At 64.7% G+C, this 26,207-nt stretch carries 25 protein-coding genes; 13 read left to right on the forward strand and 12 right to left on the reverse strand.

The window, feature by feature from the left end; translation table 11 throughout:
• Positions 1 to 32 precede the first annotated feature (32 nt).
• A complete protein-coding gene (locus DCG74_RS23075; RefSeq protein ID WP_158671097.1) occupies positions 33 to 434 on the forward strand; it encodes an iron-sulfur cluster assembly accessory protein in 402 nt (133 codons plus the stop codon).
• Between the two features lie 150 nt (positions 435 to 584).
• Positions 585 to 1,004: a TfoX/Sxy family protein gene (locus DCG74_RS23080; protein WP_172788705.1), complete on the forward strand. Its 420-nt coding sequence runs from the start codon at positions 585 to 587 to the stop codon at positions 1,002 to 1,004.
• Between the two features lie 88 nt (positions 1,005 to 1,092).
• On the opposite strand, the gene DCG74_RS23085 is transcribed toward DCG74_RS23080, so the two are convergent.
• The 3 genes from DCG74_RS23085 to DCG74_RS23095 all read right to left on the reverse strand — a co-directional run bounded on the left by DCG74_RS23085 (position 1,093) and on the right by DCG74_RS23095 (position 5,098).
• Positions 1,093 to 2,160, reverse strand: a complete 1,068-nt coding sequence (locus DCG74_RS23085) for a GGDEF domain-containing protein (protein WP_172788695.1) — start codon at positions 2,158 to 2,160, stop codon at positions 1,093 to 1,095.
• A 166-nt stretch (positions 2,161 to 2,326) separates the two neighbouring features.
• The gene (locus tag DCG74_RS23090; protein WP_172788696.1) at positions 2,327 to 3,835 is read right to left on the reverse strand and encodes a DEAD/DEAH box helicase; all 1,509 of its coding nucleotides are present in this window, start codon (positions 3,833 to 3,835) and stop codon (positions 2,327 to 2,329) included.
• Positions 3,836 to 4,120: 285 nt separating this feature from the next.
• A complete protein-coding gene (locus tag DCG74_RS23095) occupies positions 4,121 to 5,098 on the reverse strand; it encodes a helix-turn-helix transcriptional regulator (RefSeq protein WP_172789124.1) in 978 nt (325 codons plus the stop codon).
• 206 nt (positions 5,099 to 5,304) lie between these two features.
• Here DCG74_RS23095 and DCG74_RS23100 point away from each other — a divergent pair, with 206 nt between their 5' ends.
• The 5 genes from DCG74_RS23100 (at position 5,305) to DCG74_RS23120 (ending at position 9,951) form a co-directional block, all read left to right on the forward strand.
• Positions 5,305 to 6,819 carry a caspase family protein gene (locus tag DCG74_RS23100; RefSeq protein WP_172789125.1) on the forward strand — a complete coding sequence of 505 codons (1,515 nt, stop codon included), beginning with the start codon at positions 5,305 to 5,307 and terminating at the stop codon, positions 6,817 to 6,819.
• A gap of 93 nt (positions 6,820 to 6,912) precedes the next feature.
• Positions 6,913 to 7,128, forward strand: a complete 216-nt coding sequence (locus tag DCG74_RS23105) for a hypothetical protein (protein WP_172789126.1) — start codon at positions 6,913 to 6,915, stop codon at positions 7,126 to 7,128.
• A 77-nt stretch (positions 7,129 to 7,205) separates the two neighbouring features.
• Entirely contained in the window at positions 7,206 to 7,604 is a 399-nt protein-coding gene (locus tag DCG74_RS23110; protein ID WP_172789127.1) for a hypothetical protein, read from the forward strand.
• A gap of 153 nt (positions 7,605 to 7,757) precedes the next feature.
• Positions 7,758 to 9,005 carry an FAD-dependent oxidoreductase gene (locus DCG74_RS23115; protein WP_210268538.1) on the forward strand — a complete coding sequence of 416 codons (1,248 nt, stop codon included), beginning with the start codon at positions 7,758 to 7,760 and terminating at the stop codon, positions 9,003 to 9,005.
• Positions 9,006 to 9,183: 178 nt separating this feature from the next.
• Positions 9,184 to 9,951: an outer membrane protein gene (locus tag DCG74_RS23120; protein WP_172789129.1), complete on the forward strand. Its 768-nt coding sequence runs from the start codon at positions 9,184 to 9,186 to the stop codon at positions 9,949 to 9,951.
• Positions 9,952 to 10,059: 108 nt separating this feature from the next.
• On the opposite strand, the gene DCG74_RS23125 is transcribed toward DCG74_RS23120, so the two are convergent.
• From DCG74_RS23125 to parE, 4 genes are all read right to left on the reverse strand, one after another.
• The gene (locus DCG74_RS23125) at positions 10,060 to 10,830 is read right to left on the reverse strand and encodes an SDR family NAD(P)-dependent oxidoreductase (protein WP_172789130.1); all 771 of its coding nucleotides are present in this window, start codon (positions 10,828 to 10,830) and stop codon (positions 10,060 to 10,062) included.
• A 20-nt stretch (positions 10,831 to 10,850) separates the two neighbouring features.
• Positions 10,851 to 11,036 (reverse strand): hypothetical protein, encoded by a 186-nt coding sequence (locus tag DCG74_RS23130; protein WP_172789131.1) that lies wholly within the window; start codon positions 11,034 to 11,036, stop codon positions 10,851 to 10,853.
• A gap of 280 nt (positions 11,037 to 11,316) precedes the next feature.
• Entirely contained in the window at positions 11,317 to 12,099 is a 783-nt protein-coding gene (locus tag DCG74_RS23135) for an outer membrane protein (RefSeq protein WP_172789132.1), read from the reverse strand.
• Positions 12,100 to 12,536: 437 nt separating this feature from the next.
• The gene (gene parE / locus DCG74_RS23140) at positions 12,537 to 14,579 is read right to left on the reverse strand and encodes a DNA topoisomerase IV subunit B (RefSeq protein WP_172789133.1); all 2,043 of its coding nucleotides are present in this window, start codon (positions 14,577 to 14,579) and stop codon (positions 12,537 to 12,539) included.
• Positions 14,580 to 14,853: 274 nt separating this feature from the next.
• Here parE and DCG74_RS23145 point away from each other — a divergent pair, with 274 nt between their 5' ends.
• The gene (locus tag DCG74_RS23145; protein WP_172789134.1) at positions 14,854 to 15,384 is read left to right on the forward strand and encodes a DedA family protein; all 531 of its coding nucleotides are present in this window, start codon (positions 14,854 to 14,856) and stop codon (positions 15,382 to 15,384) included.
• A gap of 40 nt (positions 15,385 to 15,424) precedes the next feature.
• Here the strand turns inward: DCG74_RS23145 and DCG74_RS23150 are convergent, their stop codons facing one another.
• Complete coding sequence (locus tag DCG74_RS23150; protein ID WP_172789135.1) at positions 15,425 to 16,426, reverse strand: MBL fold metallo-hydrolase; 1,002 nt, start codon at positions 16,424 to 16,426, stop codon at positions 15,425 to 15,427.
• Between the two features lie 430 nt (positions 16,427 to 16,856).
• On the opposite strand from DCG74_RS23150, the gene DCG74_RS23155 reads away from it, so the two are divergent.
• Together DCG74_RS23155 and argC are read left to right on the forward strand one after the other, a co-directional pair.
• Positions 16,857 to 17,525: an FMN-binding negative transcriptional regulator gene (locus tag DCG74_RS23155; protein ID WP_172789136.1), complete on the forward strand. Its 669-nt coding sequence runs from the start codon at positions 16,857 to 16,859 to the stop codon at positions 17,523 to 17,525.
• On the forward strand, positions 17,522 to 18,505 hold the full coding sequence (argC, locus tag DCG74_RS23160; RefSeq protein ID WP_172789137.1) for an N-acetyl-gamma-glutamyl-phosphate reductase: 984 nt from the start codon (positions 17,522 to 17,524) through the stop codon (positions 18,503 to 18,505). Before DCG74_RS23155 ends, argC begins: the two co-directional genes overlap by 4 nt.
• A gap of 146 nt (positions 18,506 to 18,651) precedes the next feature.
• Here the strand turns inward: argC and DCG74_RS23165 are convergent, their stop codons facing one another.
• From DCG74_RS23165 to DCG74_RS23180, 4 genes are all read right to left on the reverse strand, one after another.
• Positions 18,652 to 19,419, reverse strand: coding sequence for an outer membrane protein (locus tag DCG74_RS23165; RefSeq protein WP_172789138.1), 768 nt, complete (start codon positions 19,417 to 19,419; stop codon positions 18,652 to 18,654).
• Positions 19,420 to 19,625: 206 nt separating this feature from the next.
• A complete protein-coding gene (locus DCG74_RS23170) occupies positions 19,626 to 20,492 on the reverse strand; it encodes an ornithine carbamoyltransferase (RefSeq protein WP_172789139.1) in 867 nt (288 codons plus the stop codon).
• Positions 20,493 to 20,512: 20 nt separating this feature from the next.
• Positions 20,513 to 20,911 carry an MAPEG family protein gene (locus DCG74_RS23175; RefSeq protein ID WP_172789140.1) on the reverse strand — a complete coding sequence of 133 codons (399 nt, stop codon included), beginning with the start codon at positions 20,909 to 20,911 and terminating at the stop codon, positions 20,513 to 20,515.
• Positions 20,912 to 20,975: 64 nt separating this feature from the next.
• Complete coding sequence (locus tag DCG74_RS23180; protein WP_172789141.1) at positions 20,976 to 22,784, reverse strand: alpha/beta hydrolase; 1,809 nt, start codon at positions 22,782 to 22,784, stop codon at positions 20,976 to 20,978.
• A gap of 254 nt (positions 22,785 to 23,038) precedes the next feature.
• Between DCG74_RS23180 and DCG74_RS23185 the strand changes: the two genes are divergently transcribed.
• The 3 genes from DCG74_RS23185 to DCG74_RS23195 all read left to right on the forward strand — a co-directional run bounded on the left by DCG74_RS23185 (position 23,039) and on the right by DCG74_RS23195 (position 26,108).
• Positions 23,039 to 23,314, forward strand: coding sequence for a hypothetical protein (locus DCG74_RS23185; protein ID WP_172789142.1), 276 nt, complete (start codon positions 23,039 to 23,041; stop codon positions 23,312 to 23,314).
• Between the two features lie 228 nt (positions 23,315 to 23,542).
• Positions 23,543 to 24,763, forward strand: a complete 1,221-nt coding sequence (locus DCG74_RS23190; RefSeq protein WP_172789143.1) for an LL-diaminopimelate aminotransferase — start codon at positions 23,543 to 23,545, stop codon at positions 24,761 to 24,763.
• Positions 24,764 to 24,791: 28 nt separating this feature from the next.
• On the forward strand, positions 24,792 to 26,108 hold the full coding sequence (locus tag DCG74_RS23195; RefSeq protein ID WP_172789144.1) for a homoserine dehydrogenase: 1,317 nt from the start codon (positions 24,792 to 24,794) through the stop codon (positions 26,106 to 26,108).
• Positions 26,109 to 26,207: the final 99 nt, after the last annotated feature.

Raw genomic sequence — 26,207 nt, forward strand, 5'->3', positions numbered from 1 at the left:
GAATTCGCTCCGCAACGGACCACATAAACAACATGACCCAGGCGACACCAGCATCCTCCACTCCGAAGCCGCGGCGTCCGCGCCCGCAGGTGATGCGGCTGACGGACGCTGCTGCCCAGCGCATCACCGAGCTGACCCAGCGCGCCGATTCCGAGATCGTGGGCCTGCGAGTCGGCGTCAAGAACGGCGGCTGCGCCGGCCAGTCCTACACGGTCGAATACGCCCACGAGATCCGCCCGACCGACGAGGTCGTCGAGGACAAGGGCGTCAAGATCCTGGTCGATCCCAAGGCCGTGCTGTTCCTGCTCGGCACCGAGATGGACTACAAGGCCGACAAGATGCAGGCCCAGTTCGTCTTCAACAATCCCAACCAGATCTCCGCCTGCGGCTGCGGCGAATCGGTCGAGCTGCGGCCGGCCAAGATCGACGGGTAATTAGCCTAACGCTCCGCTCTCGTGTCCCGGACGCGCTGCAGCGCGCTTGCGCTGCTGCGCAGAGCCGGGACCCACGCTATGGTCTGGGCCCCGGCTCTGCACCGCAGCGTTATAGGCTGCGCTGCGTCCGGGGCACGAGAGAGCGTGAGCATGGACCGCGAATTCCTGATCGACCTGTTCGCCGATTTCGGCCCGGTCACCTTCCGAAAAATGTTCTCGGGCTTCGGCATCTCCGCCGACGGCGTCAATTTCGCGCTGTCACTGCGCGCCGGCCTGTTCTTCCGCGCCGACGAGACGACCATTCCCGATTTCGAAGCCGAAGGCTCGAAGCCGTTCCAGTATTCGACCCGCGCCAAGACCGTGGTGGTGAATTCCTACTGGGAGCTGCCGGCGCGCCTGTTCGATGATTCCGCAGAGCTGGCGCAATGGGCGAGGGCGGCGCTCGCCGCGGCGCAGCGCGCCAAGGTGAAGAAACGACCGAAGGCGAAGAAGCCGGCGGCGAAGAAGGTTGCGCCGAAGAAGCGTCTGGCGAAGAAGGTTGCCAAGAAGACGGTGCGTAGGGTGGGTTAGCGCAGCGTAACCCACCACTTCATCCATCTTGATAGACAAGAGGTGGGTTACGCTGCGCTAACCCACCCTACAAATGCGAGGATGAACGTCACGCCACCCGGCTGTGGCTCTCGATCGCGAATTCCGGATCGGCTTCGCAGATCACGCGGTTGCGGCCGTTGCGCTTGGCGGCGTAGAGGCAGGCGTCCGCACGCTCGATCAGCGCGTCGGTGTCGTCGCCCTCCCTCAGCATGGAAACGCCGACGGAGATGGTGACGCGGCCGAGGATCTCGCCGGTCGATTTCTTCTTCAATTCCTTCGCCATCACGGCGCGGCGGATGTGATCGGCCACCGTGAGCGCCTGGCGCATCGCGGTGTTGGGCAGCACCACCGCAAATTCCTCGCCGCCGTAGCGCGCGGTGATATCCTGGCCCTTGATGGTCTGCTTGAGCGAAAGGCCGACGAGCCGCAGCACCTGGTCGCCGGTGAGATGGCCGTAGGAATCGTTGAACGACTTGAAGTGATCGATGTCGAACAGCAGCAGCGACAGCGGCTCGCCCGAGGCGAGCGCGCTCTGCACAGCCATGCCGATCATGCGGTCGAAATATTTGCGATTTCCCAGGCCCGTGAGCGGATCGGTCAGGCTCTCGGCGCGGATCGCCTCCAGGCTCTGCTGGAGATTGCTGATCTCGTTCTTGGACAGCGTCAGACGGTCTTCCAGCGCCTTGTTGGCCTCGCGCATCTCGCTGGTCGAGCGCAGCAGGGTCTCGACGATCGCCTTGATCTGGTCACGGCTCTCGGCCGACGACAGTTTCTCGGTCGCACCCGAGAGGCTGGTATCGTAGGCCCCGGTCATGCCGAGCGCCTCGCCGAGCACCTTCACCACGTCGTCGATCTCGCCGACGACGCGCGCGCCGACCTTGTCGATGCGGTCGGTGGTCTTGATGTGGGAGAGATAGGTCTCGTAGATCTGCTCGAGATCGGCTTCGGTCAGCTTGCCGCTGCGCGCCAGCGTCTCATTGATGATCTTGTTGAGCGGTGCGTTGTAGCCGGTCGCATAGACGTACCAAATCTCGTAATTGCGGGGAATGGCGGTCTGTCGCAGCGATCGGATCTGGCCGAGCGCCACCTCGGCGAACGCCATCGTGCGTTCGTGTTCGTCGAGCACCTTGATCACGGAACATCCCCACAGCGGCCGACGCGCCATCGACCGCAGCAATGCTTAAATTATGTTCGTAGGCTAACGGACGATTGTGAACACCCCGTAAATATACGTTCACGGGCGCATCCAAATAATTGCAAAGCGAGGATTTTCAACCGAAGTCAGGTAGTACCGGCGCGCGTCAGGCGCCGGCGGGGGAGCGGACCGGCCGTAGCAGAAAAGCCGGCAGATGCGAGTGATCGCCCGGCTCGGTATCGACCTCGCGCTGGCGGCGCGGCTCGGGACGGCCGATCGAGGGCACATGCGACGAATTCGCTTGCGGGCGCGCACCGTTGCGCGGCTCGGATGATTGCCTGGCTTCGCGCGGCGGCCGTGCCTCGCGTGCGGGCCTCGCCTCGGCAGCCGGCCGTGCCTCGCCACGCGCCTCGCGCGGCTCGTGGCCGCGTTCGCGGTCATGACCACGCCGCTCGCCGCGCTGCGGCTTGCCTCGTCCGCCGCGTGAACGCTCGCGGCCGCGCTGTTCGCGCGGACGGTCACCTTGTTCGCCCGCTTCGGCGTGGACGTCATAGTCGCCTTCGGCGCGCGGAATGCTCTGGCCGATCAGCTTCTCGATCGCCGCCATCGACTTCTGGTCGAGCGGTGTCACGATCGAGATCGCGGTGCCGGTTCGGCCGGCGCGGCCGGTGCGGCCGATGCGGTGGACGTAGTCGTCGGCGTGGTGGGGAACGTCGAAATTGAAGACATGGCTGACCTCGGGAATATCGAGGCCGCGGGCGGCGACGTCGGAGGCGACGAGGAGGGGCAGCTCACCCTTGCGGAACTGGTCGAGTGCCGCCATGCGGGCCGGCTGGTCCATGTCGCCGTGCAGGGCGCCGACGCTGAAGCCGTGCTTCTGCAGCGATTTGTGAACGATCGCGACCTCGCGCTTGCGATTGCAGAAGATGATCGCGTTCTTGAGGTCTTTCGCCTCGCGCAGCAGGCGGCGGAGCAATTCGCGCTTCTCGTGCGCCTCGCGGCCGGCGGGCACCTGGGCCTGCGTCACGGTGACGGCGGTCGTGGCGGGCCTGGAGACCTCGACCTTCTGCGGATTGTGCAGGAAGGCCTCGGTGATGCGCCGGATTTCCGGCGGCATGGTCGCGGTGAAGAACAGGGTCTGCCGGGTGAAGGGGACGAGCTTGCAGATGCGCTCGATGTCGGGGATGAAGCCCATGTCCAGCATGCGGTCGGCTTCGTCGATGACGAGCAGCTCGACGCCGGTGAGCAGGAGGCCGCCGCGCTCGGTATGGTCGAGCAGGCGGCCCGGGGTGGCGATCAGCACGTCGACGCCGCGCATCAGCTTGGCATCCTGGTCGCCGAACGAGACGCCGCCGATCAGGAGGGCGACGTTGAGTTTCTGGCCGGCGCCGTAGCGGTCGAAGTTTTCCTTCACCTGGGCTGCCAGCTCGCGGGTCGGCTCGAGGATCAGCGTGCGCGGCATGCGCGCCCGGGCGCGGCCCTTTTCGAGGATGGTGAGCATCGGCAGCACGAAGGCCGCGGTCTTGCCGGTGCCGGTTTGGGCGATGCCGAGCACGTCCTTGCGTGCGAGGACGTGGGGGATCGCCTGTTCCTGAATGGGGGTGGGGGTGGTGTAACCGGTGGCCGCCACTGCGGCGAGGACTTTTTCGGACAGTCCGAGATCTGAAAAGGACATTGAGCCTCTGGTCGAAACCGCCGTTCGGAATCGAGGGTAATAAGGCTGTCGCGTTCCACCCCGAAACGGCGCGCTCTCAAAGAAGCTGGGGGTGCTGACTCACGCGAACAAAGCGCAAGGCTCAGGAATCGCTCTTCGATCTGAGCCGCGTCGACCCGGAACATAGGCGGGAATTGGCCAAAGTCAATGGAGCGGGCGCGGGAAGAGCCTAAAAAACCTGAGGTTTTTGCCCAAATCACGGGCGCGGCTCGGGTTTTCCCCCGAGGACCTCGCCCAAGACAGCAGCTAGCGCCCCTCCGTGCCCTTGTCGGTCCCCTTGGCCCGGAAGTCGCCGGGGGCCATGCCATAGGCGGCGTTGAACACCCGGTAATAGGTCGCGAGGCTCTCGAAGCCGCACGAGGCCGCGATATCAGCGATCAGCCGCTCCGGCGCCTCGCGCAGGAGGCGGCGGCTCTGATTCAGGCGCTCGTCGGTCACCGTCTGGGAGAAGCTCTTTTCCGCCATCTCGAACAGCATGTGCAGGTGACGCACGGAGACGCCGAGCAGGTCGGCCACCATGGCCGGTGCCAGATTGGGGTCCTCAAGGTGGCGCACGATCAGCCGCCGGGCTTGCGAGAGACGGGCGGTCCGCAGCGCCTGCTGTCCCCGACGGCTGCCGGGCCGCACGACGCCGCGCTCGATCAGCGCCAGATGGGCCAAAGCCTGGACCAAGGAGGTCTGGACGGCAGAGGCCGCATCGTCCGCGGCAATCTCGCCGAGATCGGCAAAGCAGGCTGCGAGCAGGGGCACCAGGGCCGGATCGTTGAAGGTCCTGGGCGCAAGCTCGCGCATGCGCTTGTCCTGCACCGGGATGCTGCTCACGGGGATCTTGAGGATCCGCAGGTGGAACCCCCCGGTGCCCAGCGGCGCGGTGCGGTAGGGCAGGTCGGTATGGCTGGTGGCGAAGCTGCCATTGGCAATCGCAAAGTCGCTCGTGCGCATGCCGCCGAACCAGCCGCCGCTGCCGAGCTGCTGGTAGACGCAGATCGCCTCACCCGGGGCGTAGGCGATGTCCGCCGCGCTGCGCTCGACCGCGTAGGGCGAGGCCTTCAGCTCGACGAGGCCGGCGCCGACCAGCTGACGCAGCGAGAATTCGCCGAAAAAGTCCGCGCGCCGCTCGCGCGCGAGCTCGGCGGTGACGCCGAACAATCCCCTGGCGCGCACCTCGCGCCAATAGTCGAACCGATCCTTCGGGTCGACCTCGTCCGTACACCAGTGCAACACGGCAGTCCCTCGCTTGCGGCGAAATTATCCAAAGGGAAACAGATTCCAGCGGAATCGGCCATAGGCCGATCGTGCTATCGGAGCCCGAGGTCCCTTGAACCGTCATCTGGTCTCGGCCGACTATCACACAGCGGCGGGGGGGGGGTCCCATGAACTGCCGTTCGAAGAATCGGCGGCAGGGCCGGTTCTGCAACAGGAATTTTGCGATGACGCGTCGGCTTTTCAGAATTCTGGCGGCCCTTGGCCTCGCAGCAAGCCTGAGCGGCTTCGCCGCGCCAGCCTGTGCCGAGAAGCGCGTCGCGCTCGTCGTCGGCAACAACGACTACAAGAACGTGCCGAAGCTGCTCAAGGCCGTCAACGACGCCCGCACCATGGGCGACACGCTGAAGCAGCTCGGCTTCTCGGTGATGGTCGCCGAGAACCAGAGCCGGCAGCAATTCTCCGAGACGCTGCTCGCCTTCGACAAGGCGATCGAGCCCGGCGACACCGCGTTCTTCTTCTATGCCGGCCACGGCTTCGAGATCGCCGGCCAGAACTATCTGCTGCCGACCGACGTGCCGGCGGCGACCGAAGGGCAGGAAGAGCTGGTGCGCGACGCCTCGATCCTGGCCGACCGCATCGTCGAGCGGCTTCAGAACAAGAAGGCACGGACCTCGATCCTGGTGTTCGATGCCTGCCGCAACAATCCGTTCGAGCGCAAGGGCACCCGCGCGGTCGCCGGCGGCGGCGGGCTCGCGCCGATGACGCAGCTGCCCGAGGGCGTGTTCTCGGTGTTCTCCGCGGGTCCCCGCCAGACCGCGCTCGATCGGCTCTCCAATGACGACGCCAATCCGAATTCGGTGTTCACGCGCACTTTCGCCAAGGAGCTGCTCAAGCCCGGCGAGAATCTGGTTCAGGTGGCGCAGCGGACCCGCCGTGCCGTCAGCGAGATGGCCGATACCGTGAAGCACAGGCAGGTGCCGGTCTATTTCGACCAGATGGTCGACGATGTCTTCCTCAGCGGCCTCGCCAAGGACGCCGTCGCGCGTTCGGACGACCCGCCGCCGCAGAAGCTCGCGGCGCTGCCGCCGGTGTCGGTGCCGCAGATGCCCAAGGAGGAGACCCTCAACGCGCCGATCGCGAGCTTCTCGCGGCACAATGGCGGCTGGAGCGTGACGTTCTCCTTCGCCGATCCGACGCTCGGCATTTCCTGGCGCATGGCCGGCGCGGGCGATTTCCGCGAGACCGGCTTCATCGACACGCTTGATCCGCGCACGCGCAAGCGGATGCCGAACCCGTCGATCGAGCTGCCGCCGGATGCGCAGGCCGGCACCATCGAGGTTCGCTACGTCGACCAGTCCGGCGACATGCAGGGCCCGTTCCCGATCAGGTTCGATCCCGAGGCCGCGCTGATCCGCGACCAGCGCAAGATCCTCGACATGACCTCGACGAGCTGGTTGTCGTTCCGCGAGTTCAACGGGCTGCTCGTCTATTACACCCACCTCGTCTCCTATCGCTGCGCCATCCGCGAGGTGCGCATCGGCATCGACACCGCCGTGCCCAATCAGGTGCTGAAGATGCCGGCCTGCGACATGCGTGATCCCAGCGCGGTCAGCGCCGTCATGCCGCTCTACATGAAGCTCGCGCCAAGCACGAAATCCGTCTCGGTCGAGCTGACCTATCGCGACGGCAGCGTGTCGGAGATCAAGAGCTTCAGGAGCGCGAACCGGAGTAACAATTGAGCGGCTGTTCGGCCGGCGGATTGTGACAGGATCACCTTACGGCGTGAACGAAGTTAAATCGGACAGGTCAAGGTGAAAGTGCTAGAGCCGGGGATGACAAAATTCATCATCGCAGCGTTCCTTACGACGCTTCCGGTTCTGGCCCAAACGACTGCGGCCCCCGGCGCGCCGCCACTCACCGACCGCGAACGCGTCCAAGCGGATCGTGCGAAAGCCGCTGAAGAAGAGAGGGTCGCTCCGATCACCCGACCCTGGGATCGCGACGCTGACGGCAAGCGCCCGTGGGAACGGAAGTCGCAAAAGCCCTGAGGCAAGCGAACGTCGAGTCTCTCGGAAGGAACTACTCCTGCTGACTCGGATTGTCTGCCAAACCAGGGAGACGATCCATGATCCGCAAATCCATTCTCGTGATGATCGCTTGTGCTGCAGTCTCGACGACCGCCCTTGCTCAAGGCGGAGGCGGCGGCGGCGGCGGTGGTGCGGGCGGTGCCAGTGGTGCCAGCGCGGGATCTGCGGCAAGCTCAGGTGCCGGAACGGGCACGTCGTCCAGCAGCGCCAATTCGGGACCGTCGGCTCCGTCCGGAATGGGGACCCAGGGAACCACCACCGGAGCGAACGTCAAGACCAACAACAGCCCGAACAATCCGAATGTTCAGCCACCGACCGCGAACGGTAAGTCGCCTGCTGCCGCCCAGGCCGAGCGAAACTCCGGCGTCGGTCATGCGCCGAATGGCATGCCGATCGGCAGTCCGGGGTCCGGGACCAGCAACGAAGACCAGAAATAGTCATCCCCGCATCAAGCAAAGGCCCGCGCTCCTGCGGGCCTTTGTATGCTGCGAACGGCCCGCGCGGGCTGTCGCTGCAAATTGAGGCCGTCTCGCCGTGAATCGCGCTAGTATCGTCAGGTATTTCTTGATCGATAGTAGATCGCGGCGGCAATGACATCCGATCAACAGGCGAAGCGGACCATGAAAGTCCGCTGCTGCATCGTCGGCGGCGGACCTGCCGGCATGATGCTGGGCTATCTCCTGGGCCGCGCCGGCATCGACGTCGTGGTGCTGGAGAAGCATGCGGATTTCTTCCGCGACTTCCGCGGTGACACCGTGCATCCCTCGACGCTTCAGGTGATGGACGAACTCGGCCTGATCGACGACTTCCTGAAGCTGCCGCACCAGCGCCTGCAGAAGATGGACGGCCTGTTCGGCGGCACGCCGGTGCGCATTGCCGATCTTAGCAGGCTCCATACCAAATACCCCTTCATCGCCTTCATGCCGCAATGGGACTTCTTGAATTTTCTGCGCGAGGCCGGCCGGCGCTTTGCTTCCCTCGAGGTGATGATGAGCGCGGAGGCGATCGATCTGATCCGCCGTGGCGAGACGATCGCCGGCGTGCGGGCGAAGACGCCTGACGGCAATATCGACATCGAAGCCGATCTCACCATCGCCTGCGACGGCCGGCATTCGACGGTGCGTGAGCGCGCTGGGCTTGCGATCGAGGAGATCGGCGCGCCGATGGATGTGCTCTGGTTCCGGGCCGGCCGCAGACCCGACCAGACCGAGAACGTGTTCGCGCGGGTCGAGCCCGGCAAGATGATGATCACCTTCGACCGCGGCGATTATTGGCAATGCGCCTATGTCATCGCCAAGGGGCAGTACGAGGCGGTGAAGGCGAGGGGGCTGCCGGCGCTGCTCGACGACGTCGTGCGGATGGCGCCGATGCTCCGCTCCGGCATCGGCGAGGTGAAGAGCTTCGACGACGTCAAGCTGCTCACCGTCGCGATCAACCGTCTGGCGCGCTGGACGCAGCCCGGCCTTTTGTGCATTGGCGACGCCGCGCATGCGATGTCGCCAGTCGGCGGCGTCGGCGTCAATCTCGCCGTGCAGGATGCGGTTGCGACCGCAAACATCCTGGCGGACAAGCTGCAGCATGGCTGCCCGTCCGAGCGCGAGCTCGATGCCATCAGGCGCCGTCGCGAGTTCCCGGTGAAGATGACGCAGCGCATGCAGGTGGTCGTGCAGAACAACATCATCAGCGGCGCGTTGCAGGGCGGCGGCGGCCCGCTGAAGGTGCCGCTGGTCGTGCGCCTCATCACCGCGCTGCCATGGCTGCAGGGCATTCCGGCGCGCCTGATCGCGCTCGGCGTGCGGCCAGAGCACGTGCAATCGCGGGCCGCACCGGTATTTTAGCGTAGGACTTCGGTAGGGATAACGTTGCGCGAAATCGCGCGCGGCGCGTTGCGCGCCTGCAACAGCGCTACCGGATTGACGCCACGGTGCACGTTCAACCGCCACGTTAACCGTGTTGATTTCAATTTTAGTAAGGGCCGTCTGTGACCGTGCGCCCATCAAGGACACGGGGTGTACCATGCGTAATAAATTGATTGCCGCCTTCGCCTGCACGACCGCTCTGGTTTCGACGGGTGCTGCTTCAGCCGCCGATCTCGGTGCGCGCTACACGAAGGCGCCCGCTTACGTCGAGCCGCTGTTCAACTGGACCGGCTTCTATGTCGGCGGCCACATCGGTGGCGCATGGACCAACGAACAGTTCATCAACAGCGGCAACACGACGGCATTCGGCGATCTCGCTCCGGGCCAGGGCTATCGGCAGCGTGGTTCGGGCGTCATGGGCGGCGCCCAGATCGGCTACAACTGGCAGGCCAACAACTATGTGTTCGGCGTGGAAGGCACGATCTCCGGCCTCGACAACAAGGGCTCGTTCACGAACACCGCGTTTGGTGCCGGGGATGACGTGTTCTCCTGGCGCGCCAACGTGCTCGCGACCGTCGTGGGCCGTGCGGGCTTCGCCGTGCAGAACAACCTCTTCTACATCAAGGGCGGCTATGCCGGTGTGAACAACCGTCTCTCGGTCGCCGACACGGTCGCTCCGGCGACGGGCTCCGGCGGTCAGACCCACTGGGCCAACGGCTGGACCGTCGGCGCTGGATGGGAATACGGCGTCACCCGCAACTGGATCGTCGGCCTCGAATACAATTACGCGGCCTTCGGCAGCCAGACCTATCAGCTCGGCGGCACCGGCGGCAGCTACACCTTCGATGCCAAACCGCGGGACATTCAGTGGGCCGTCGTGCGCGCGAGCTACAAGTTCGATGCCCCCACCATCGCCCGCTACTGAGCACGTCGACGCAACGCGACCAACGATCAAGAAAAGCACTGCCTCAATTAAAAGCCCCGACCTTGTCCGGGGCTTCTTTTTTTTGCGCTATCGGCGGGCGGGCGGGCCTCAGGCCATCACCGAAAATCCGCCGTCGACCGGGATCGCCGTGCCCGTGACGAAATTCGACGCGGGCGATGCCAGGAACACGGCGATGCCGGCGAAGTCGTCGATGTCGCCCCAACGCCCCGCGGGCGTGCGCGCCAGCACGCGCTCGTGCAGCCCCGAGACCTGCTGCCGTGCGCCGCGGGTGAGATCGGTGTCGATCCAGCCCGGCAGGATGGCGTTGACCTGGATGTTGTCGGGCGCCCAGGCATTGGCGCAGGCGCGGGTGTACTGCACGATGCCGCCCTTGCTGGCCGCATAGGCGGTCGCGAAGCTCGCGCCGAAGATAGACATCATCGAGCCGATGTTGATCACCTTGCCATTGCCGGACGCCTTCAGCGCGGGATAGGCCAGCTTCGAGCACACGAAGGCGCTGGTGAGGTTGGTGTCGATCACCTTGTTCCACTCGTCGAGCTCGAGCTCGTGCGGCGGCTTGCGGATGCTCATGCCGGCATTGTTGACGAGGACGTCGATGCGGCCGAACTCCTTGACGACGCGCTCGATCATGGAGGCGACCGCCGCCTTGTCGGTGACGTCGGTGGCGACGGCGATCGCCTTCACGCCGCGCTGCCTGAGATCGGCCACGGCGGCCGCGGACTTGGTCTCGTTGCGTCCGACCACGGCGATATCGGCGCCGGCATCGGCGAGGCCCCGCGCCATGCCGAGCCCGATGCCGCCATTGCCTCCCGTGACGATCGCGACCTTGCCGCGGAGATCGAACCGGCTGGATGTCATGCTTGTATTCCCTGGTTTCTTCATTGGTTGCTCTGCCAGATCAGCACCAGACCGAACCCGGCCATGGCTGCGCCATAGCCGGCCCATTGCAGCTGGTCGACCATGAAGCTCGATCGGGGCCACGGAACCGTGCCGGTGCCCTGTCCGATCCAGAGCAGCCCGAGAGCGGTGGCAAACAGGCCTGCCACCAGCAGAAATCTGCGCATGCCTTCCTCCCATCGGTCCGCTTCTGTCGCGGTCCACGGCATTCAATGAATGCCGCAGCCACGAAAACTTGGCGCCAGACTAGCCGTAGCTCTGGTGCGGATACAATGGGCGGTGGCCGCAAGGCCGCGCGGAGGACGCATGTCGATGCGCAAGATCGTCCAGGGGGCGCCCGGCTCGCCGGCGCATATGAAGCGCTCAAGGTCAGTGTCGGACGATAGAACCTCAAACGAAAAAGCCCCGGCGATGCCGGGGCTTTGACGCTTTGATCGTGAGATCAGATCAGTACTTCGCGACGACCGGACCGGTCCAGTTGAAGCGGTAGACCAGCGAGGTCGAGATCGTCTGGTTCCAGCTGTTGGCGCGGATGCTGTTGCCGACCGGAAGGTTGCTGACGTCGAACAGTTCGTCCTGAGTCTTGGCATTGTAGAAGGCCGAACGATACTCGGTCTTCATGAACCAGCCGGGCGACGTGATGCCGAAGATGTTCAGGCTGTTCTCGACGCCGCCACCCACGAACCAGCCGTGCCGATCGTAGCTGCTGAGATGGACGCCCACGGGAGTGCCGCCCAGCGTCGTGAAGTTGGTCTGGCCGAAATGAGCGCCGGAGTAACCGCCGTTGACGTAGGACAAAACGTTCGGGGCGACCAGCCAACCGAGGCGAACACCCGCAGCCCAGGAGGTTTCCAGCTTCTGGTTGCCAGTGATGCCGAGGGTCGGATCCTGGATGGTGGCGCGGATGCTGCCGAACTGACCGTCGGCGAACACACCAGCGACCCAAGTGCCGCTGAACTGCCAGTCGTAGCCGGCGCCAACCGTGCCGAACCAGCCCGAGCCGCCCTGGCGCTGAGTGATCGTCAGCGGGGTACCCGTGCCGGTATCGACAACGCTCTGGTCAGCATTCGAGAGACCGCCGCCGCCGCCGCCGAAGACGTAGAAGCCGGTCCAGTTGGCGACGGGCGCCGGCATCGGGGCCTTCGCGTAGGGACGGGCAGCCAAGTCGGCAGCCGAGGCCGAACCGGTCATCGCCGCGACCGCGGTCAGAGCGAGCAAAATCTTCTTCATGTTAAAATCCCCAAACCTTGTCGGCGCGAGCGCACTGAAGTCCGTGTCATCTGATGCCCGAACTATAGACGGTTCTCGCCGAAATGCTGTTGCAGGGCAGGCACAGTCGCCGGAAAACGCCGGTGCGGAGGTATTTGCGGCGTTGTCGCGGGAATCTGTAATATCGATTGCATTTCAATAACTTGAGCGAATTCCGCCGTTTTGATTTTGGTAACGTCTCGTTAGCAAATTCGGCTTTGTCCGAAATGGAGGCAAACATGCCTCGGTCGCGGCATCCGTTGAGTCGCTGGCCGAGTCGCCTTGAGACGATCCGGGAATCAACGAAATACCGGCAGTCCACCCGGAAAGCCGGCCGGATCGGGCACCCGCTCCTCAACGACACAGCCCCGGCTTAGGACCGGGGCTGTGGCTGGCTTGTGGCAGGTTGGGTTGCCGCCTCAGACGTCCAGCAGCTCGTCGCTGGCAAACTCGGCCTTGTCCGAGATGAAGGCAAAGCGGGCCTCGGCCTTGGTGCCCATCAGCCGCTCGACCGAATCCGCCGTGGTGTCGCGGTCGTCGGCCAGCAGCACCACCTTGAGCAGCGTCCGCTTGGCCGGGTCCATGGTGGTCTCCTTGAGCTGCGCCGGCATCATCTCGCCGAGACCTTTGAAGCGGTTCACCTCGACCTTGGCGTTGGCGTTGAACGCGCTCTTGAGCAGCGCCTCCTTGTGGGCGTCGTCGCGGGCGTAGACCGACTTCGAGCCGTGGGTCAGCTTGTAGAGCGGCGGCACTGCGAGGAAGAGGTGGCCTTCGTCGATCAGGCGCGGCATCTGGCGGTAGAAGAAGGTGATCAGGAGCGAGGCGATGTGGGCGCCGTCGACGTCGGCGTCGGTCATGATGATGATGCGCTGATAGCGCAGATCCTCTTCGCGATATTGGGCGAGCGTACCGCAGCCGATCGCCTGCACGAGATCCGAGAGCTGCGCGTTCGCCGTCAGCTTGTCCTTGCCGGCGGAAGCGACGTTGAGGATCTTGCCGCGCAGCGGCAGCACCGCTTGCGTCTTGCGGTCGCGCGCCTGCTTGGCGCTGCCGCCTGCCGAGTCGCCCTCGACGATGAAGAGCTCGGAGCCGTCGGTGCCGGCATCGGTGCAGTCGGCGAGCTTGCCGGGCAGGCGCAGCTTCTTGCCGGCGGTTTTCCGCGCGGTCTCTTTCTCCTGCCGCCGCCGCAGGCGCTCCTCGGCGCGGTCGATGACGAAATCGAGCAGCCGGTTGGCCATGTTCGGATTGCCCGACAGCCAATGGTCGAACGGATCCTTCATCGCCTGCTCGACGATGCGCTGTGCTTCGGCGGTGGCGAGGCGATCCTTGGTCTGGCCCTGGAATTCGGGCTCGCGCACGAACACCGAGAGCATCACGGCGGCGCCCACCATCACGTCTTCCGAGGTGACGGAGGCCGCGCGCTTGCCCTGGCCGACGCGCTCGGCGTGATCCTTCAGGCCGCGCAGCAGCGCGCTGCGCAGGCCGGATTCGTGCGTGCCGCCGTCGGGCGTCGGCACGGTGTTGGTGTAGGACGAGAGGAAGCCGTCGGCATCCGCGGTCCAGGCCACCGCCCATTCGCAGGCGCCGTGCGCGCCGTTGCGCCCTGACTTGCCGGAGAAGATGTCGGGATGCACCAGCGTGTCGGCGTGGATCGCGGCCGCGAGATAGTCCTTGAGGCCGCCGGGGAAGTGGAAGGTCGCCTCCGCCGGCACGTCCTCGACGCCCTTGAGCAGCTCCGGCGCGCAGTTCCAGCGAATCTCGACGCCGCCGAACAGATAGGCCTTCGAGCGCGTCATCTTGAACAGCCGCTGCGGCTTGAACGCGGCCTTGGCACCGAAGATGTCAGTGTCGGGCTTGAAGCGCACGCGCGTGCCGCGGCGGTTGTTGATCTTGCCGAGATCCTCGAGCTTGCCCTTGGGATGACCGCGCTCGAACGTCATGCGGTAGAGCTTCTGGCTGCGCGCGACCTCGACCTCGAGACGGGAGGAGAGGGCGTTCACCACCGAGATGCCGACGCCGTGCAGGCCGCCCGAGGTCTCGTAGACCTTGCTGTCGAACTTGCCGCCCGAATGCAGCGTGCACATGATGACTTCAAGCGCCGACTTCTTTGGGAATTTCGGATGCGGGTCGACCGGGATGCCGCGGCCGTTGTCGGTCACGGTCAGGAACCCGTCTGCGCTGAGCTCGACTCCGATAAAGGTTGCGTGTCCGGCCAGCGCCTCGTCCATCGAGTTGTCGATGACCTCGGCGAACAAATGATGCAGCGCCTTCTCGTCGGTGCCGCCGATATACATGCCGGGCCGGCGCCGCACCGGTTCCAGCCCTTCGAGCACTTCGATGTCGGCGGCCGTGTAATCGGCTTCCCCGCCGCTTCCGCGCGGCGCCGCCTTGGCGGTGCGGGGCTTCGGCTCGTCACCGCCGAAAAAGTCATCTTTTGCTTTGGGCTTCAATTGCTTGGACATGAATCTTGATACGTTTTGAGGGCCGCGGAAGCGGCGAATCGGTTAGGCCGACTATGCCACTTCTCTCCTGGAAAGGTTACCGGAGGGCGGGCCGCGCGCTGTGGGTTGGGAGCCAATCCCGGCGATTTTACGCCGCAGGCCCGCCATTTCCCGGCAATTTGACGTTCCCGCCTTAGTCATGTCGGGTTTTGTGACTTGATGTCACACAAGTCCTTGGCTTACCAGTCCTTTTCATCGAGCAGCACCTTGAGACGGGGCGGGAAGGCTTTTTTGGATGGAGCAGTTTGCGCACGCCCTGGCTGACTTCGTGCGCGTTCACCAGGCCTGGGCGGCGCCAATCGTGTTCCTGCTGGCGTTCGGCGAGTCGCTCGCGTTCATCTCGCTTCTGGTCCCGGCCTGGGGTGCGCTGGTGGCCATCGGTGCGCTGATCGGGGCGAGCGGCATCAGCTTTTACCCGATCTGGATCGCCGGCGGCCTCGGCGCGGCGCTGGGCGACTGGGTCTCCTACTGGTTCGGCTACCGCTACAAGGAGAGGGTTGCCCAGATGTGGCCGCTCTCGCGCTATCCGGAGCTCCTGCCCCGAGGTGAGGCCTTCGTGCGAAGCTGGGGCATCCCCAGCATCTTCATCGGCCGCTTCTTCGGCCCCTTGCGCGCCTCCGTGCCGCTCGCGGCCGGCATTTTCGAGATGCCCTATTGGAGCTTTCAGGCCGCCAATTTCGTCTCGGCCCTGATCTGGTCGGCCGTGCTGCTGCTGTTCGGCGACGTGCTCGCCAAGATCATGGAATGGATCTGGCGGGTGATCTGACCGGGCAACCGGGCCGCCCGGTCAGGGCGTCAGGCCAAGCCTACAGCGTTGCGTTCCAGATCGCGGGGATCCAGCGATAGCCGGAGCCGTCCTTTTCCTTCTCGACCCGGACGAGACCGGGGAAGGCGGCGTGGAAGGCCTGGATCGGCATCTTCTCGGCAATCGCCATGTCGTAGAGCTTGCGCCGCGTCTGCTGTGCCAGCGGTTTGTCGACATCGGATGCGATGTTCCATTCGGGATGCTTCACGAACAGGAACGCTGCGCCCGCGGTGATATCCACCTGTACAAGCACCTTCTCGGCGCCGGAGGCGACGACAAAGGAATTGTGGCCCGGCGTGTGGCCGGGGCTAGCCACCGAGGTGATACCGGGCGCGACCTCCTTGCCGGCCTCGTATTGCGTCACCTTGCGACCGAGCGCATCGAACACGCGGCGGATGTTCTTGAAATTGTTCTCGAGGATCGGATTGCCCATTCCCTTGCTCATCTCGCCGTCGTCCATCCAGAACTTCCATTCCGCCGCCGGCACCATGATCTCGGCATTGGGGAAGGCGGGCTTGTTCTCGGCTGCCAGCAGGCCGTTGATGTGGTCGCCATGGAAGTGGGAGATGATGACGGTGTCGATCGCCGCGCGGTCGATGCTTGCGGCTGCCAGGTTGTTGTGGAACTGGCCGACCTTGCCCTTGGTCTGCGCGAACTGGTCGGGCCCAAGACCCGTGTCGATGACGACGAGCTTCGGTCCGGTGTTGACGACCACGGGGTTGAATGTGTGGGTGACCTTGTCGGTCGGCAGGTGATGTTCGGCGAAGATCTTGTTGATGTCGTCCTTGCTGGCACCGGCCGCGTAATTGTCGGTCAAATTGACGGTGGCAACGCCGTCGCAGACCACCGTGACCTGATGGGTGCCGACATTGTAGCGATAAAAGCTCGCATTCTGCTTTTCGGCCGGGGGCGCGGCGGCGCTCGCGGGAGAGGTCTTCACGAAGGGCAGGAGCGCCGAGGCGGCGGCACCGGCCAGCGTAGCGCGACGTGTGATCTCGGTCATGACGATGTCCTGAGGCTGGGTTGCGAAAGGGAGGACCCGGCGAGGTTGTGGCCCGCCGGTCATTCTCGGGAACACCCACGCTTAAGGGAAATTCCGCTGCAAGCCGATGACATCCGTGCGGCAACGTGCCGTCCCGTCACCAGTGCGGCAACGTGCCGTCACCAGTGCGGCATTGTGGCGGTCGGCCCCGGCATCCCGCGAGCCGATTTGGACTTGACCCTGGAACCCGCAGGCCTTATAGCCGCGCGCCATGATCAACGCCGCGACCATCCTGTTCGCTCGCCGCCGCCGCCGCAGCTTAGCGGTTTGGGCGGTCGATCGCGTTTGAGATCATCGTCTTTGCCGCTGGACCCGATCCGCGGCATCCTCTCTCCTGTCAGCGCGATCTGATCCGGCGGCCCCCCCCGAGGAGGCCCAGCAGGAGACCACGATGTACACGCCACCCTTTTTCAAGCAGGACCGCGCCGCGAGCCTGAAATTCGCCGAGGAGCGCGGCTTCGGCACCATGTGCGCGTTCGACGGCAGGAAGCCGATCGCCTCGCCATTGCCGTTCTATTTGACCTATGCCGCAGACGGCACGCCGCAGGCCGCGTTTCATCTCGCCCGTCACAATCCGCTGCTAAAGCAGGCGGGCGGCGATGCGTCGTGGCTGCTCGCGGTCAACGGCCCCGATGCCTATGTATCGCCGGACTGGTACGTCTCGCCGGATCAGGTTCCGACCTGGCTCTACCAATCGGTGCATCTGAGCGGTCCAGTACGGCCGTTGTCGGATGAGGAGCTCGCGGTGCAGGTCGACACGCTCAGCGACAAGTTCGAGAATTGGCTGCTGCCGAAGAAGCCATGGACCTCGGACAAGATGACGGCGGGCCGGCTGGAAGCGATGAAGAAGGGAATCGTGGGTCTGGTCATGACGATTGAAGAGGTCGAGGGCAGCTTCAAGCTCAACCAGCACAAGTCCGACGCCGACTATACGGCGATCGCCAATGCGCTCGGCGCGCAGCCCGCGGCCGACGCCAGGAAAATCGCGCAACTGATGCAGGACGTGAGGCCGGAAGCCTTTGCGGCCGAGACCAACAAGCTCGAAAGGAGCGTTCCATGAGCCTCACCGAAACCACGAAAGCCCCGATCACCGGCGCGGCCAAGAAGCCCGCCACCGTCTTCGTCGACGGCGGCTCCGGCACCACCGGGCTCGGCATCAACGAGCGGTTGAAGCTCCAGAGCGACGTTGCGGTCAAGACCATCGCCGACGACAAGCGCAAGGATCCGGCCGCCAAGAAGGCACTGATGGAGGAGGTGGATCTCGTCATCCTCTGCCTGCCCGACGACGCCGCCAAGGAAACCGTTGCCCTGGTCGACAGCATGGGCAATCAAGGGCCGAAGGTGCTGGATGCCTCGACCGCCTACCGGGTCGCGCCGGACTGGGCTTACGGCTTTCCGGAGCTGACGCCGGACCAGGCCGGCAAGATCAAGGCCGCGAAGAAGGTCTCCAATCCCGGCTGCTATCCGACCGGCGCGATCGCGCTGTTGCGGCCGATCGTCGATGCTGGCCTGCTGCCATCGGATTATCCCGTCACCGTCAACGCGGTGAGCGGCTATTCCGGCGGCGGCAAGTCGATGATCGCAAGCTTCGAGGATGGCAGCGCGCCGTCCTTCGAGCTCTACGGCCTCGGCTTCGAGCACAAGCATCTGCCGGAGATGCAGCTCTATTCGAACCTGACGCGGCGGCCGATCTTCATCCCCTCGGTCGGCAACTATCGACAGGGCATGCTGGTTTCGGTGCCGCTCCAGCTCGACACGCTGCCGGGCAAGCCTGGCGGCGCCGACCTGCAGGCGGCGATGGCGAAGCGTTACGCCGGCTCGAAATACGTCAAGGTGATGCCGCTGCAGAGCGAGGCGAGCAAGGGCGGCCGGCTCGAGCCGGAGGCGCTCAACGAGACCAACATGCTCGAGCTCTACGTCTTCGCCAGCGACAAATATCACCAGGCGCTACTGGTCGCCCGGCTCGACAATCTCGGCAAGGGCGCATCCGGTGCAGCGGTGCAGAACATGCGGCTGATGCTGGGACTGCCGGAGGAGTAGGGCAGTCTCGTGTCCCGGACGCGGTGCAGCGCTTAGCGCTGCTCCGCAGAGCCGGGACCCATAACACGACAAGCGAAAGCAAGACCATGGGCCCCGGCTCTGCAGCGCACCGCCAAGAGGCGTTGCACTGCGTCCGGGGCACAAGCTCAGTACTTCGCGACGAGCGGCCCGCCGAACCGGTAGTTGATGCGGGCGGTGATCAGATCGACGTCCTGACCGATCCGATCGGTGCGCGAGAACGTGCCGGCAGGCGCCAGCGCGCCGGTGGAGGTCAGCGTGACGTCGCGCCGGCCCATGAACAGATGGTCGTATTCGAGGCCGACCGACCAGTTCGGGGCAAAGCCGTACTCGAAGCCGACGCCGACCGCGGCGCCCCAACGAGTCTCGTTGGCACGGTCGAACTCGGCTCCGGCCAGACCGCCCGTGCCGGCGCCCCGGTAGCGATCGCTGGTGACGGCGGCGCCGCCCTTCACATAGAGTAGCGCGCTGTTCCAGGCGTAGCCGACCTGGCCGGTGAACAGGCCGAAAGCCTCGATCCGGGTGCGGTTCTCGACGCCGAGAATGGCACTGGCATTCCGGCCATAGAGATCGGCCCAGTCGCCCTGCGCTTCGAGACCAAACACGAAGGCACTGCTCTGCCAGCGATAGCCCACCTGGCCGCCGGCCACCGCGCCGGTCGCATCATGGCAGCCTTCGGCAACGCCGGGGCCGAAGCCGGCGATCTGGTCCCAGCACTTGCGCGACGTACCGTATCCGCCATTGGCGCCGATGTAGAAGCCGCTCCAGTCATAGATCGCGGCGATCATCGGCGGCGCCTTGGTGTAGGGGCGGGCGGCGAGATCGGCGGCACCGGCCTGCGTCGTGATGGCTGCGAGCGAGAGCGCGCCGAGCGCGGATGCAATCTTCCAATTCATGTCTGCCCCGAATCAATCAATTGCGATGGGTAAATATAGCTGTGGAAGAACGAGCCAGCGCATTGGCAGAGCGGGCCGTCGCCGATTCTTCCGGACTGTCATCCTTCGGCAACAGTCTATCGGTCATCCAACCGCTGGTTGCGGCTCGGGGGAACCTGTCTAGCTCGGCACCACCAGAGCCCGGAACGCGTGCTCGCCAGCACCAGCTATGCGGCGACCCATTCCAGCAGCGCGTTTTGTGCGTGAAGCAGGAAAGCCTTTGCGGACGCGCTCTGACATATCGGATGGGTCATCGCACTGGCACTAACCTCCTTGCCTCTGGTCACGGGCGGGCAGGGCAGGAAGATGACGTCGCCGCGGCATCGCTCGAGGAGCGGCGCCGAGATCTGGTATTGAAGGAGCTGATCGGCCCGTGCGCTATCGGGCCAGCAATCCGTGATGATCACATCCGCATCGAGCAAGCCGTCCAGACTGGTGCTCGTGGCGAAGTGCGGACAGGCGATATCCTTGATGTGCCAGTCTTCCGGATAGATCTGCGTCACCTGGATCGGCAGCGAGATCGAAGCTTCGACCCAAGACCGCAGAATGTTGGCGTCTGGAGCGACACCGACAACCTTCAGGCCCGCCAGCGATCCGCGCTTGTCACTGACATAGGCGAGATCACCGAGCGTTTCGCAGGGGTGATTTGATCGCGTTCTGGCGTTGATCACTGGGGCGGTGGCGTGCGCCGCCAGCTCGTGCAGGGTCGATAAGTCCCGGGTGCGCACGATCAGGATGTCGAACCAATTGTCGAGATACCTGGCGAGATCAGCCGTCGTCTCGTGGACGTTGAACCTGACCGAAGGCTGCACCGAGATGCCGCCCATGGCCTTCACCCCGAGATCGAACGCGGTCGTATTCCGCCAGCCGCCATCATCGACGATGAGGGCGACGCGTTTGCCGGCGAGGCTCTGCGGCATGGCGCGGTCCGTCCACGCTGCCCGCAGCACCTGTGCGCGCGCAACAATGGACAGGATCGAATCGGCATCGAGATCCTGAAACCGGAGAAAGTCCCGGCTGGATTTGCTAGGCATGAACCCGCATCGGGGCGACTTCAAACCAATCCGAAGATCGCCAGCGCCAGCACGGCCTGGGCGAGGAAGCCGACGGTGAAGGCGAGGGTACGGAACACCGGAATTCCGAGCGCATACACGATGGTGTGCGCGACGCGCGACCAGAAATAGACGGCGCAGGCGAGCACCGTCCATTTCGTGGAATAGTCGATCGCGTTCAGGATCAGCACCAGCGGGGCGAAGATAATGAGGTTCTCGACCGCATTGTCATGCGCGAACATCAGCCGGTTCGCCCATTCCGCCTGCGGCTTGTCGCCCCGCGAGGGGTTGGCCATGGCACCGCTCAACCCGCGAACCTGGCAGCGGTTGATGATGTAGGGAATCCACAAAACCCCCGTCAGGATCACCGTCAGTGTCAGCCAGAACAATTCGCGTGTCATAGTGCCGGTCCCCTGTGTCGTCGCTGGATTGAGGCGAGTCTATACGAAAGCGCGGCGGATTCCGCTACGCGCGAACTCTGACATAGCTGCCGGGCGCGTCCTCGATCGGCGGGAAAGCTTCGCTGCCGACCGCGCGCGCCGGGACTTCCTCGGGATCGAGCTCGCCCAGCCATTGGCGCCAGTCCGGCCACCACGAGCCCTTGTGCTCCACGGCGCCCTTCATCCACTGCGCGACGTTGACGTTCTTGATGTTGTCGTTGGTCCAATATTGGTACTTGTTCGCGGCAGGCGGATTGACCACGCCCGCGATGTGGCCCGAGCCGGACAGCACGTATTTCACGGGGCCGCCGAAGAACTGCGAGCCGTACAGCACCGATTCAGCGGGCGCGATGTGGTCCTCGCGGGTGGCGAGGTTGTAGACGGGCACCTTGACCTTGGAGAGATCGAGCAGGGTGTTCTCGAGCACCATCGTGCCGGTGGAGAGCCGGTTCTCGAGGTAGCAATTGCGCAGGTAATAGGAATGGTTGGCCTGGGTCATCCGTGTCGCATCGGAGTTCCAGTGCAACAGGTCGAACGCGCTCGGCTGCTGGCCCTTCAGATAATTGCTGACCACATAGGACCAGATCAGGTCGTTGGAGCGCAGCATGTTGAAGGCCATCGCCATCTTCGAGCCTTCGAGCACGCCGGCCGTCTTCATGTCGTGCTCGAGCGCTGCGATCTGCTCCTCGTCGACGAACACGAGGAGGTCACCCGCATGGGTGAAGTCGACTTGCGCCGCGAAGAACGTCGCCGAACTCACGCGCTGGCGGCGCTTCTCGGCAAGCCAGGCCAGCGTGGTCGCGAGCATGGTGCCGCCGACGCAATAGCCGGCGGTGTGCACCTTCATCTCGCCGGTGACCTTCTCGATCACGTCCATCGCCGTGAGCGGGCCTTCCTTCATGTAGTCTTCCCAGCCCTTGGTGCCGAGCCGCTTGTCGGGATTGACCCATGAGACCACGAACACGGTGATGCCCTGGTCGACGCACCACTTGATGTAGGATTTCTCCGGCTTGAGATCGAGGATGTAGAACTTGTTGATCCAGGGCGGCACGATCAGGAGCGGGGTGCGCAGCACCTTCTCCGTCGTCGGCGAATACTGGATCAGCTGCATCATCTCGTTCTGGTAAATCACCTTGCCCGGCGTCGTCGCCATGTTGACGCCGACGACGAGATTGTCCGGGTTGGACTGGCGGATCTTCAGCATGCCCTTGCCGGCGGCGATGTCCTCGGCCAGCATCTTCAGGCCGCGCGCGAGGTTCTCGCCGCTGGACGCCACCGTCTCGCGCAGCACCTCGGGATTGGTCAGCACGAAGTTCGACGGCGAGAGCGCGTTGGTGACCTGCTGGACGTAGAAGTCGGCCTTGCGGCGCGTGTTCGGATCGAGCCCTTCGGCGTCGCGCACCAGCTCCTGCGCCCATTTGGTCGTGAGCAGATAGAGCTGCATGACGAAGTCGAAGAACTGGTTCGACTTCCACTCCGGATCGGCGAAGCGCTTGTCGCGCGGCGAGGGCGCGATCGCCGGCTCGGCGTTCTGACCGGCCATGCGGCGCGCCGCCGAGCCCCATAGGTCGAGATAGTCCTTGGCGAGCTTGGTCTGCAGATCGGACGAGCGCGAGGAGTCCGACAGCCAGTATTCGGCGACCGCGGTGAAGGTCTTGACCATCTCCGTGAGCTCGGGCGGCGGGCGGTCCTGCACCTCGCCGCTCTCGCGCGGCTTGAGGTAGGCGGCGAGCGCCTTGCCGCCGCTCTCCATCGCCCGCGCGACGTTCATCGCGAAGGCTTCGGCATCGAACTTCGTCTCGGGTTTCGGCGTATCGGTCGTGGCCATACTCATGAGCAGAACAGTAACGATTCATTCCGTATTCGTCACCGCGAAGCTCGCATGTTTGACGTTAAACACTCTCGAAGATGTGTTGCACTGCGACAAATCTTCTTGGTTCCGTCACAATCGGGCCGCACGTCTCGGTTTGTTGGGCATCGGCTGTTTTCTCGCTCCTACCATTTTGGGCAGCAATGGTTTGAGCTTGGGCGCGGTCTTGGGTAAGCTTGCCCGGGGCCGTGCTTTGGGACGAGTAGGGGATTTCCCAAGTGTTGGCGGTATGGGACCTGCAAAAGACGCTGCCGATCTGCGGCGCGGTGCTGATCGCGGCGCTCGCCCTGGGCGGGTGTTCGAGCCAGTTCGCGGATCTGGCGCCTGCGGATGCGCCGCCGCGTGCCAGGGAGCCCGGCACCTATCTGCCGGTGCACGATCTGCCGCCGGATCGCGATCAGGCGATCATCCCGCTGGAGCAGCGCGCCAAGATCGAAGCCGAGCTCGCCGCCGCGCGCGACCGCCAGGCCGCTGCCGCCAAGGACGGCAAATAGGTTTGTGCCCGCGAGACCGGCAAGGTAATCGCTGGCGCGTCCGTGTTGCCGTGCTAAAAGACCTCGGTTCAGCCAAGAGTCAGGGCGAACGACTTCAGTCTTCGTCGCCGACGATTGCTCTAAGTATTTGATTTTGAGTAATTTTCGCGATGAGACCTGAGGGCTTTTGGAATGGCCCTCGCGGCCTGTCGATTCTGTCCTGACCGGTTGCCCGGAGCCCAGAGAGCCATGGAAGAATTTTACCGCATTCGCCGCCTTCCGCCGTACGTGTTCGAGCAGGTCAACCGGGCCAAGGCGGCTGCGCGGAATGCCGGCGCCGACATCATCGACCTCGGCATGGGCAATCCGGACCTGCCGGCGCCGGCGCACGTGCTGGAGAAGCTGAAGGAGACGCTGGGCAAGCCGCGCACCGACCGCTACTCCGCCTCGCGCGGCATCCCCGGACTGCGCCGGGCCCAGGCCGCCTATTACGCCCGCCGCTTCGGCGTGAAGCTGAACCCCGACACCCAGGTGGTGGCGACGCTGGGTTCGAAGGAAGGCTTTGCCAACGTGGCGCAGGCGATCACCGCGCCCGGCGACGTCATCCTCTGTCCGAACCCGAGCTATCCGATTCACGCCTTCGGCTTCTTGATGGCGGGCGGCGTGATCCGCTCGGTGCCGTCGGAGCCGACGCCGCAATTCTTCGAGGCGGCGGAGCGCGCGATCGTGCATTCGATCCCCAAGCCGCTCGCGCTCGTCGTCTGCTATCCCTCGAACCCGACCGCCTATGTCGCGAGCCTGGACTTCTACAAGGACCTCGTCGCCTTCGCCAAGAAGCACGAGATCCTGATCCTGTCCGATCTCGCTTATGCCGAGGTCTATTTCGACGAGAGCAACCCGCCGCCCTCGGTGCTGCAGGTGCCGGGCGCGATGGACTGCACCGTCGAGTTCACCTCGATGTCGAAGACCTACTCGATGGCCGGCTGGCGCATGGGCTTTGCGGTCGGCAATGAACGCGTGATCGCTGCGCTCGCCCGCGTCAAATCCTACCTCGATTACGGCGCGTTCACGCCGGTGCAGGTCGCGGCGACCGCGGCGCTGAACGGCCCGGACGATTGCATCAAGGAGATGCGCGACACCTACCGCAAGCGTCGCGACGCGCTGGTGGAATCGTTCGGCCGCGCCGGCTGGGACATCCCGCCGCCGGAAGCCTCGATGTTCGCCTGGGTGCCGCTGCCGGAAGCCTTCCGCAGCATCGGCAGCATGCAGTTCGCCACCCTGATGGTGGAGAAATCCGGAGTCGCGGTGTCGCCCGGCGTCGGCTTCGGCGAGCATGGTGAAGGATATGTCCGCATCGCCATGGTGGAAAACGAGCAACGGATCAGGCAGGCCGCGCGCGGCGTGCGCCGCTTCCTTGAAAGCGGGATCGAAACGTTGCACAACGTCGTTCCGCTCGCCAATCGGCGTTAATTCTCTTCTGCAGGTTTTCTGAAGTATCATGGTCGCACCCCTGAAAGTGGGCATAGCGGGGCTCGGCACCGTGGGTGCCGAAGTTGTCCGCTTGATCGAAACGCAAGCGCGCGTGCTGGCGGGCCGCAGCGGCCGCGGCATCCGCGTCGTCGCCGTCACCGCGCGTTCGAAGGCGAAGAAGCGCGGCATCGACCTGCGCGGCGTCGACTGGGCCAAGGATCCGATGGCGCTCGCCACGCATCCGGAGGTCGATTGCTTCGTCGAGCTGATGGGCGGCGCCGGCGATCCCGCGCTGTCGGCGGTGGACGCTGCGCTCAGTGCCGGCAAGTCGGTCGTCACGGCCAACAAGGCGCTGCTCGCCAAGCACGGGCTCAAGCTCGCCAAGGCGGCTGAAAAGCACGGCGGTGCGCTGAATTTCGAGGCAGCCGTCGGCGCCGCAATCCCCGTCATCAAGACGTTGCGCGAAGGTCTTGCCGGAACCGGCGTCAACCGCGTCTACGGCATCCTCAACGGCACCTGCAATTACATCCTGACCCGGATGGAGCAGGAGGGCCTGTCCTTCGCCGAATGCCTCAAGGACGCGCAGCGGCTCGGCTATGCCGAGGCCAACCCGTCCTTCGACGTCGACGGCCACGATACCGCGCAGAAGCTCGCCATTCTCGCCAGCCTCGCTTTCGGCACGAAAGTTGCTCAAAGCGCCGTGTATGTCGAAGGCATCTCATCCATCGCGCCGGAAGATCTTCGCGCCGCCGCCGATCTCGGTTACCGCGTCAAGCTGCTCGGCGTTGCCGTTCGCACCGCCAAGGGCATCGAGCAGCGCGTGCATCCGACCATGGTGCCGAAATCCTCCTCGATCGCGCAGGTGATGGGTGTCACCAATGCGGTCACGATCGATGGCGAGGGCATTCCGCCGATCACGCTGGTCGGCCCCGGCGCCGGCGGTGCCGCGACCGCATCTGCCGTCGTCGCCGACATCGCCGACGTCGCGCGCGGCATCCGCGCCAATCCGTTCGGCCGGCCGATCGCGCAGCTGCGCGACACCAAGAAGGCGCCGATGGAGCGCCACGAGGGCGGCTATTACATCCGCCTGCTCGCGCGCGATTTCCCCGGCACTGCGGCCGCGATCGCGACGCGGCTCGCGGAGCAGAAGATTTCGATCGAGTCGATCGTGCAGCGTCATCCCAATGGCGGCGCAGCACCCGCTGACGGCAAGGCGGTCCCCGTGCCCGTCATCCTGATCACTTATGCGACGCATGAGGACGCCGTGCGCCGTGCGCTCGCTGCCGTGCAGAAGGACAAGGTGATCAGCGGACGTCCGCAGGTCATCAGGATTGAGAAGAACTGAGCATGCTCCGGAAAAGTGTGACGCGGTTTTCCGGCAAGAGCATGCTCAAACCATAGAGCACGGTTCGAACGAACTGTGGGTGTTGCGAGTTGATGCGGA

The organism is Bradyrhizobium sp. WBAH42, assembly GCF_024585265.1.
In the GTDB taxonomy this organism is placed as follows: Bacteria; Pseudomonadota; Alphaproteobacteria; order Rhizobiales; family Xanthobacteraceae; genus Bradyrhizobium.

Bases quoted from the DNA above. Each gene is read 5' to 3' on its own strand.
- DCG74_RS23075 (WP_158671097.1), top strand. From the start codon at position 33: ATGACCCAGGCGACACCAGCATCCTCCACTCCGAAGCCGCGGCGTCCG.
- DCG74_RS23080 (WP_172788705.1), top strand. From the start codon at position 585: ATGGACCGCGAATTCCTGATCGACCTGTTCGCCGATTTCGGCCCGGTC.
- DCG74_RS23090 (WP_172788696.1), bottom strand. From the start codon at position 3,835: ATGTCCTTTTCAGATCTCGGACTGTCCGAAAAAGTCCTCGCCGCAGTG.
- DCG74_RS23100 (WP_172789125.1), top strand. From the start codon at position 5,305: ATGACGCGTCGGCTTTTCAGAATTCTGGCGGCCCTTGGCCTCGCAGCA.
- DCG74_RS23105 (WP_172789126.1), top strand. From the start codon at position 6,913: ATGACAAAATTCATCATCGCAGCGTTCCTTACGACGCTTCCGGTTCTG.
- DCG74_RS23110 (WP_172789127.1), top strand. From the start codon at position 7,206: ATGATCCGCAAATCCATTCTCGTGATGATCGCTTGTGCTGCAGTCTCG.
- DCG74_RS23115 (WP_210268538.1), top strand. From the start codon at position 7,758: ATGACATCCGATCAACAGGCGAAGCGGACCATGAAAGTCCGCTGCTGC.
- DCG74_RS23120 (WP_172789129.1), top strand. From the start codon at position 9,184: ATGCGTAATAAATTGATTGCCGCCTTCGCCTGCACGACCGCTCTGGTT.
- DCG74_RS23125 (WP_172789130.1), bottom strand. From the start codon at position 10,830: ATGACATCCAGCCGGTTCGATCTCCGCGGCAAGGTCGCGATCGTCACG.
- DCG74_RS23130 (WP_172789131.1), bottom strand. From the start codon at position 11,036: ATGCGCAGATTTCTGCTGGTGGCAGGCCTGTTTGCCACCGCTCTCGGG.
- DCG74_RS23135 (WP_172789132.1), bottom strand. From the start codon at position 12,099: ATGAAGAAGATTTTGCTCGCTCTGACCGCGGTCGCGGCGATGACCGGT.
- parE (WP_172789133.1), bottom strand. From the start codon at position 14,579: ATGTCCAAGCAATTGAAGCCCAAAGCAAAAGATGACTTTTTCGGCGGT.
- DCG74_RS23145 (WP_172789134.1), top strand. From the start codon at position 14,854: ATGGAGCAGTTTGCGCACGCCCTGGCTGACTTCGTGCGCGTTCACCAG.
- DCG74_RS23150 (WP_172789135.1), bottom strand. From the start codon at position 16,426: ATGACCGAGATCACACGTCGCGCTACGCTGGCCGGTGCCGCCGCCTCG.
- DCG74_RS23155 (WP_172789136.1), top strand. From the start codon at position 16,857: ATGTACACGCCACCCTTTTTCAAGCAGGACCGCGCCGCGAGCCTGAAA.
- argC (WP_172789137.1), top strand. From the start codon at position 17,522: ATGAGCCTCACCGAAACCACGAAAGCCCCGATCACCGGCGCGGCCAAG.
- DCG74_RS23165 (WP_172789138.1), bottom strand. From the start codon at position 19,419: ATGAATTGGAAGATTGCATCCGCGCTCGGCGCGCTCTCGCTCGCAGCC.
- DCG74_RS23170 (WP_172789139.1), bottom strand. From the start codon at position 20,492: ATGCCTAGCAAATCCAGCCGGGACTTTCTCCGGTTTCAGGATCTCGAT.
- DCG74_RS23175 (WP_172789140.1), bottom strand. From the start codon at position 20,911: ATGACACGCGAATTGTTCTGGCTGACACTGACGGTGATCCTGACGGGG.
- DCG74_RS23180 (WP_172789141.1), bottom strand. From the start codon at position 22,784: ATGAGTATGGCCACGACCGATACGCCGAAACCCGAGACGAAGTTCGAT.
- DCG74_RS23190 (WP_172789143.1), top strand. From the start codon at position 23,543: ATGGAAGAATTTTACCGCATTCGCCGCCTTCCGCCGTACGTGTTCGAG.
- DCG74_RS23195 (WP_172789144.1), top strand. From the start codon at position 24,792: ATGGTCGCACCCCTGAAAGTGGGCATAGCGGGGCTCGGCACCGTGGGT.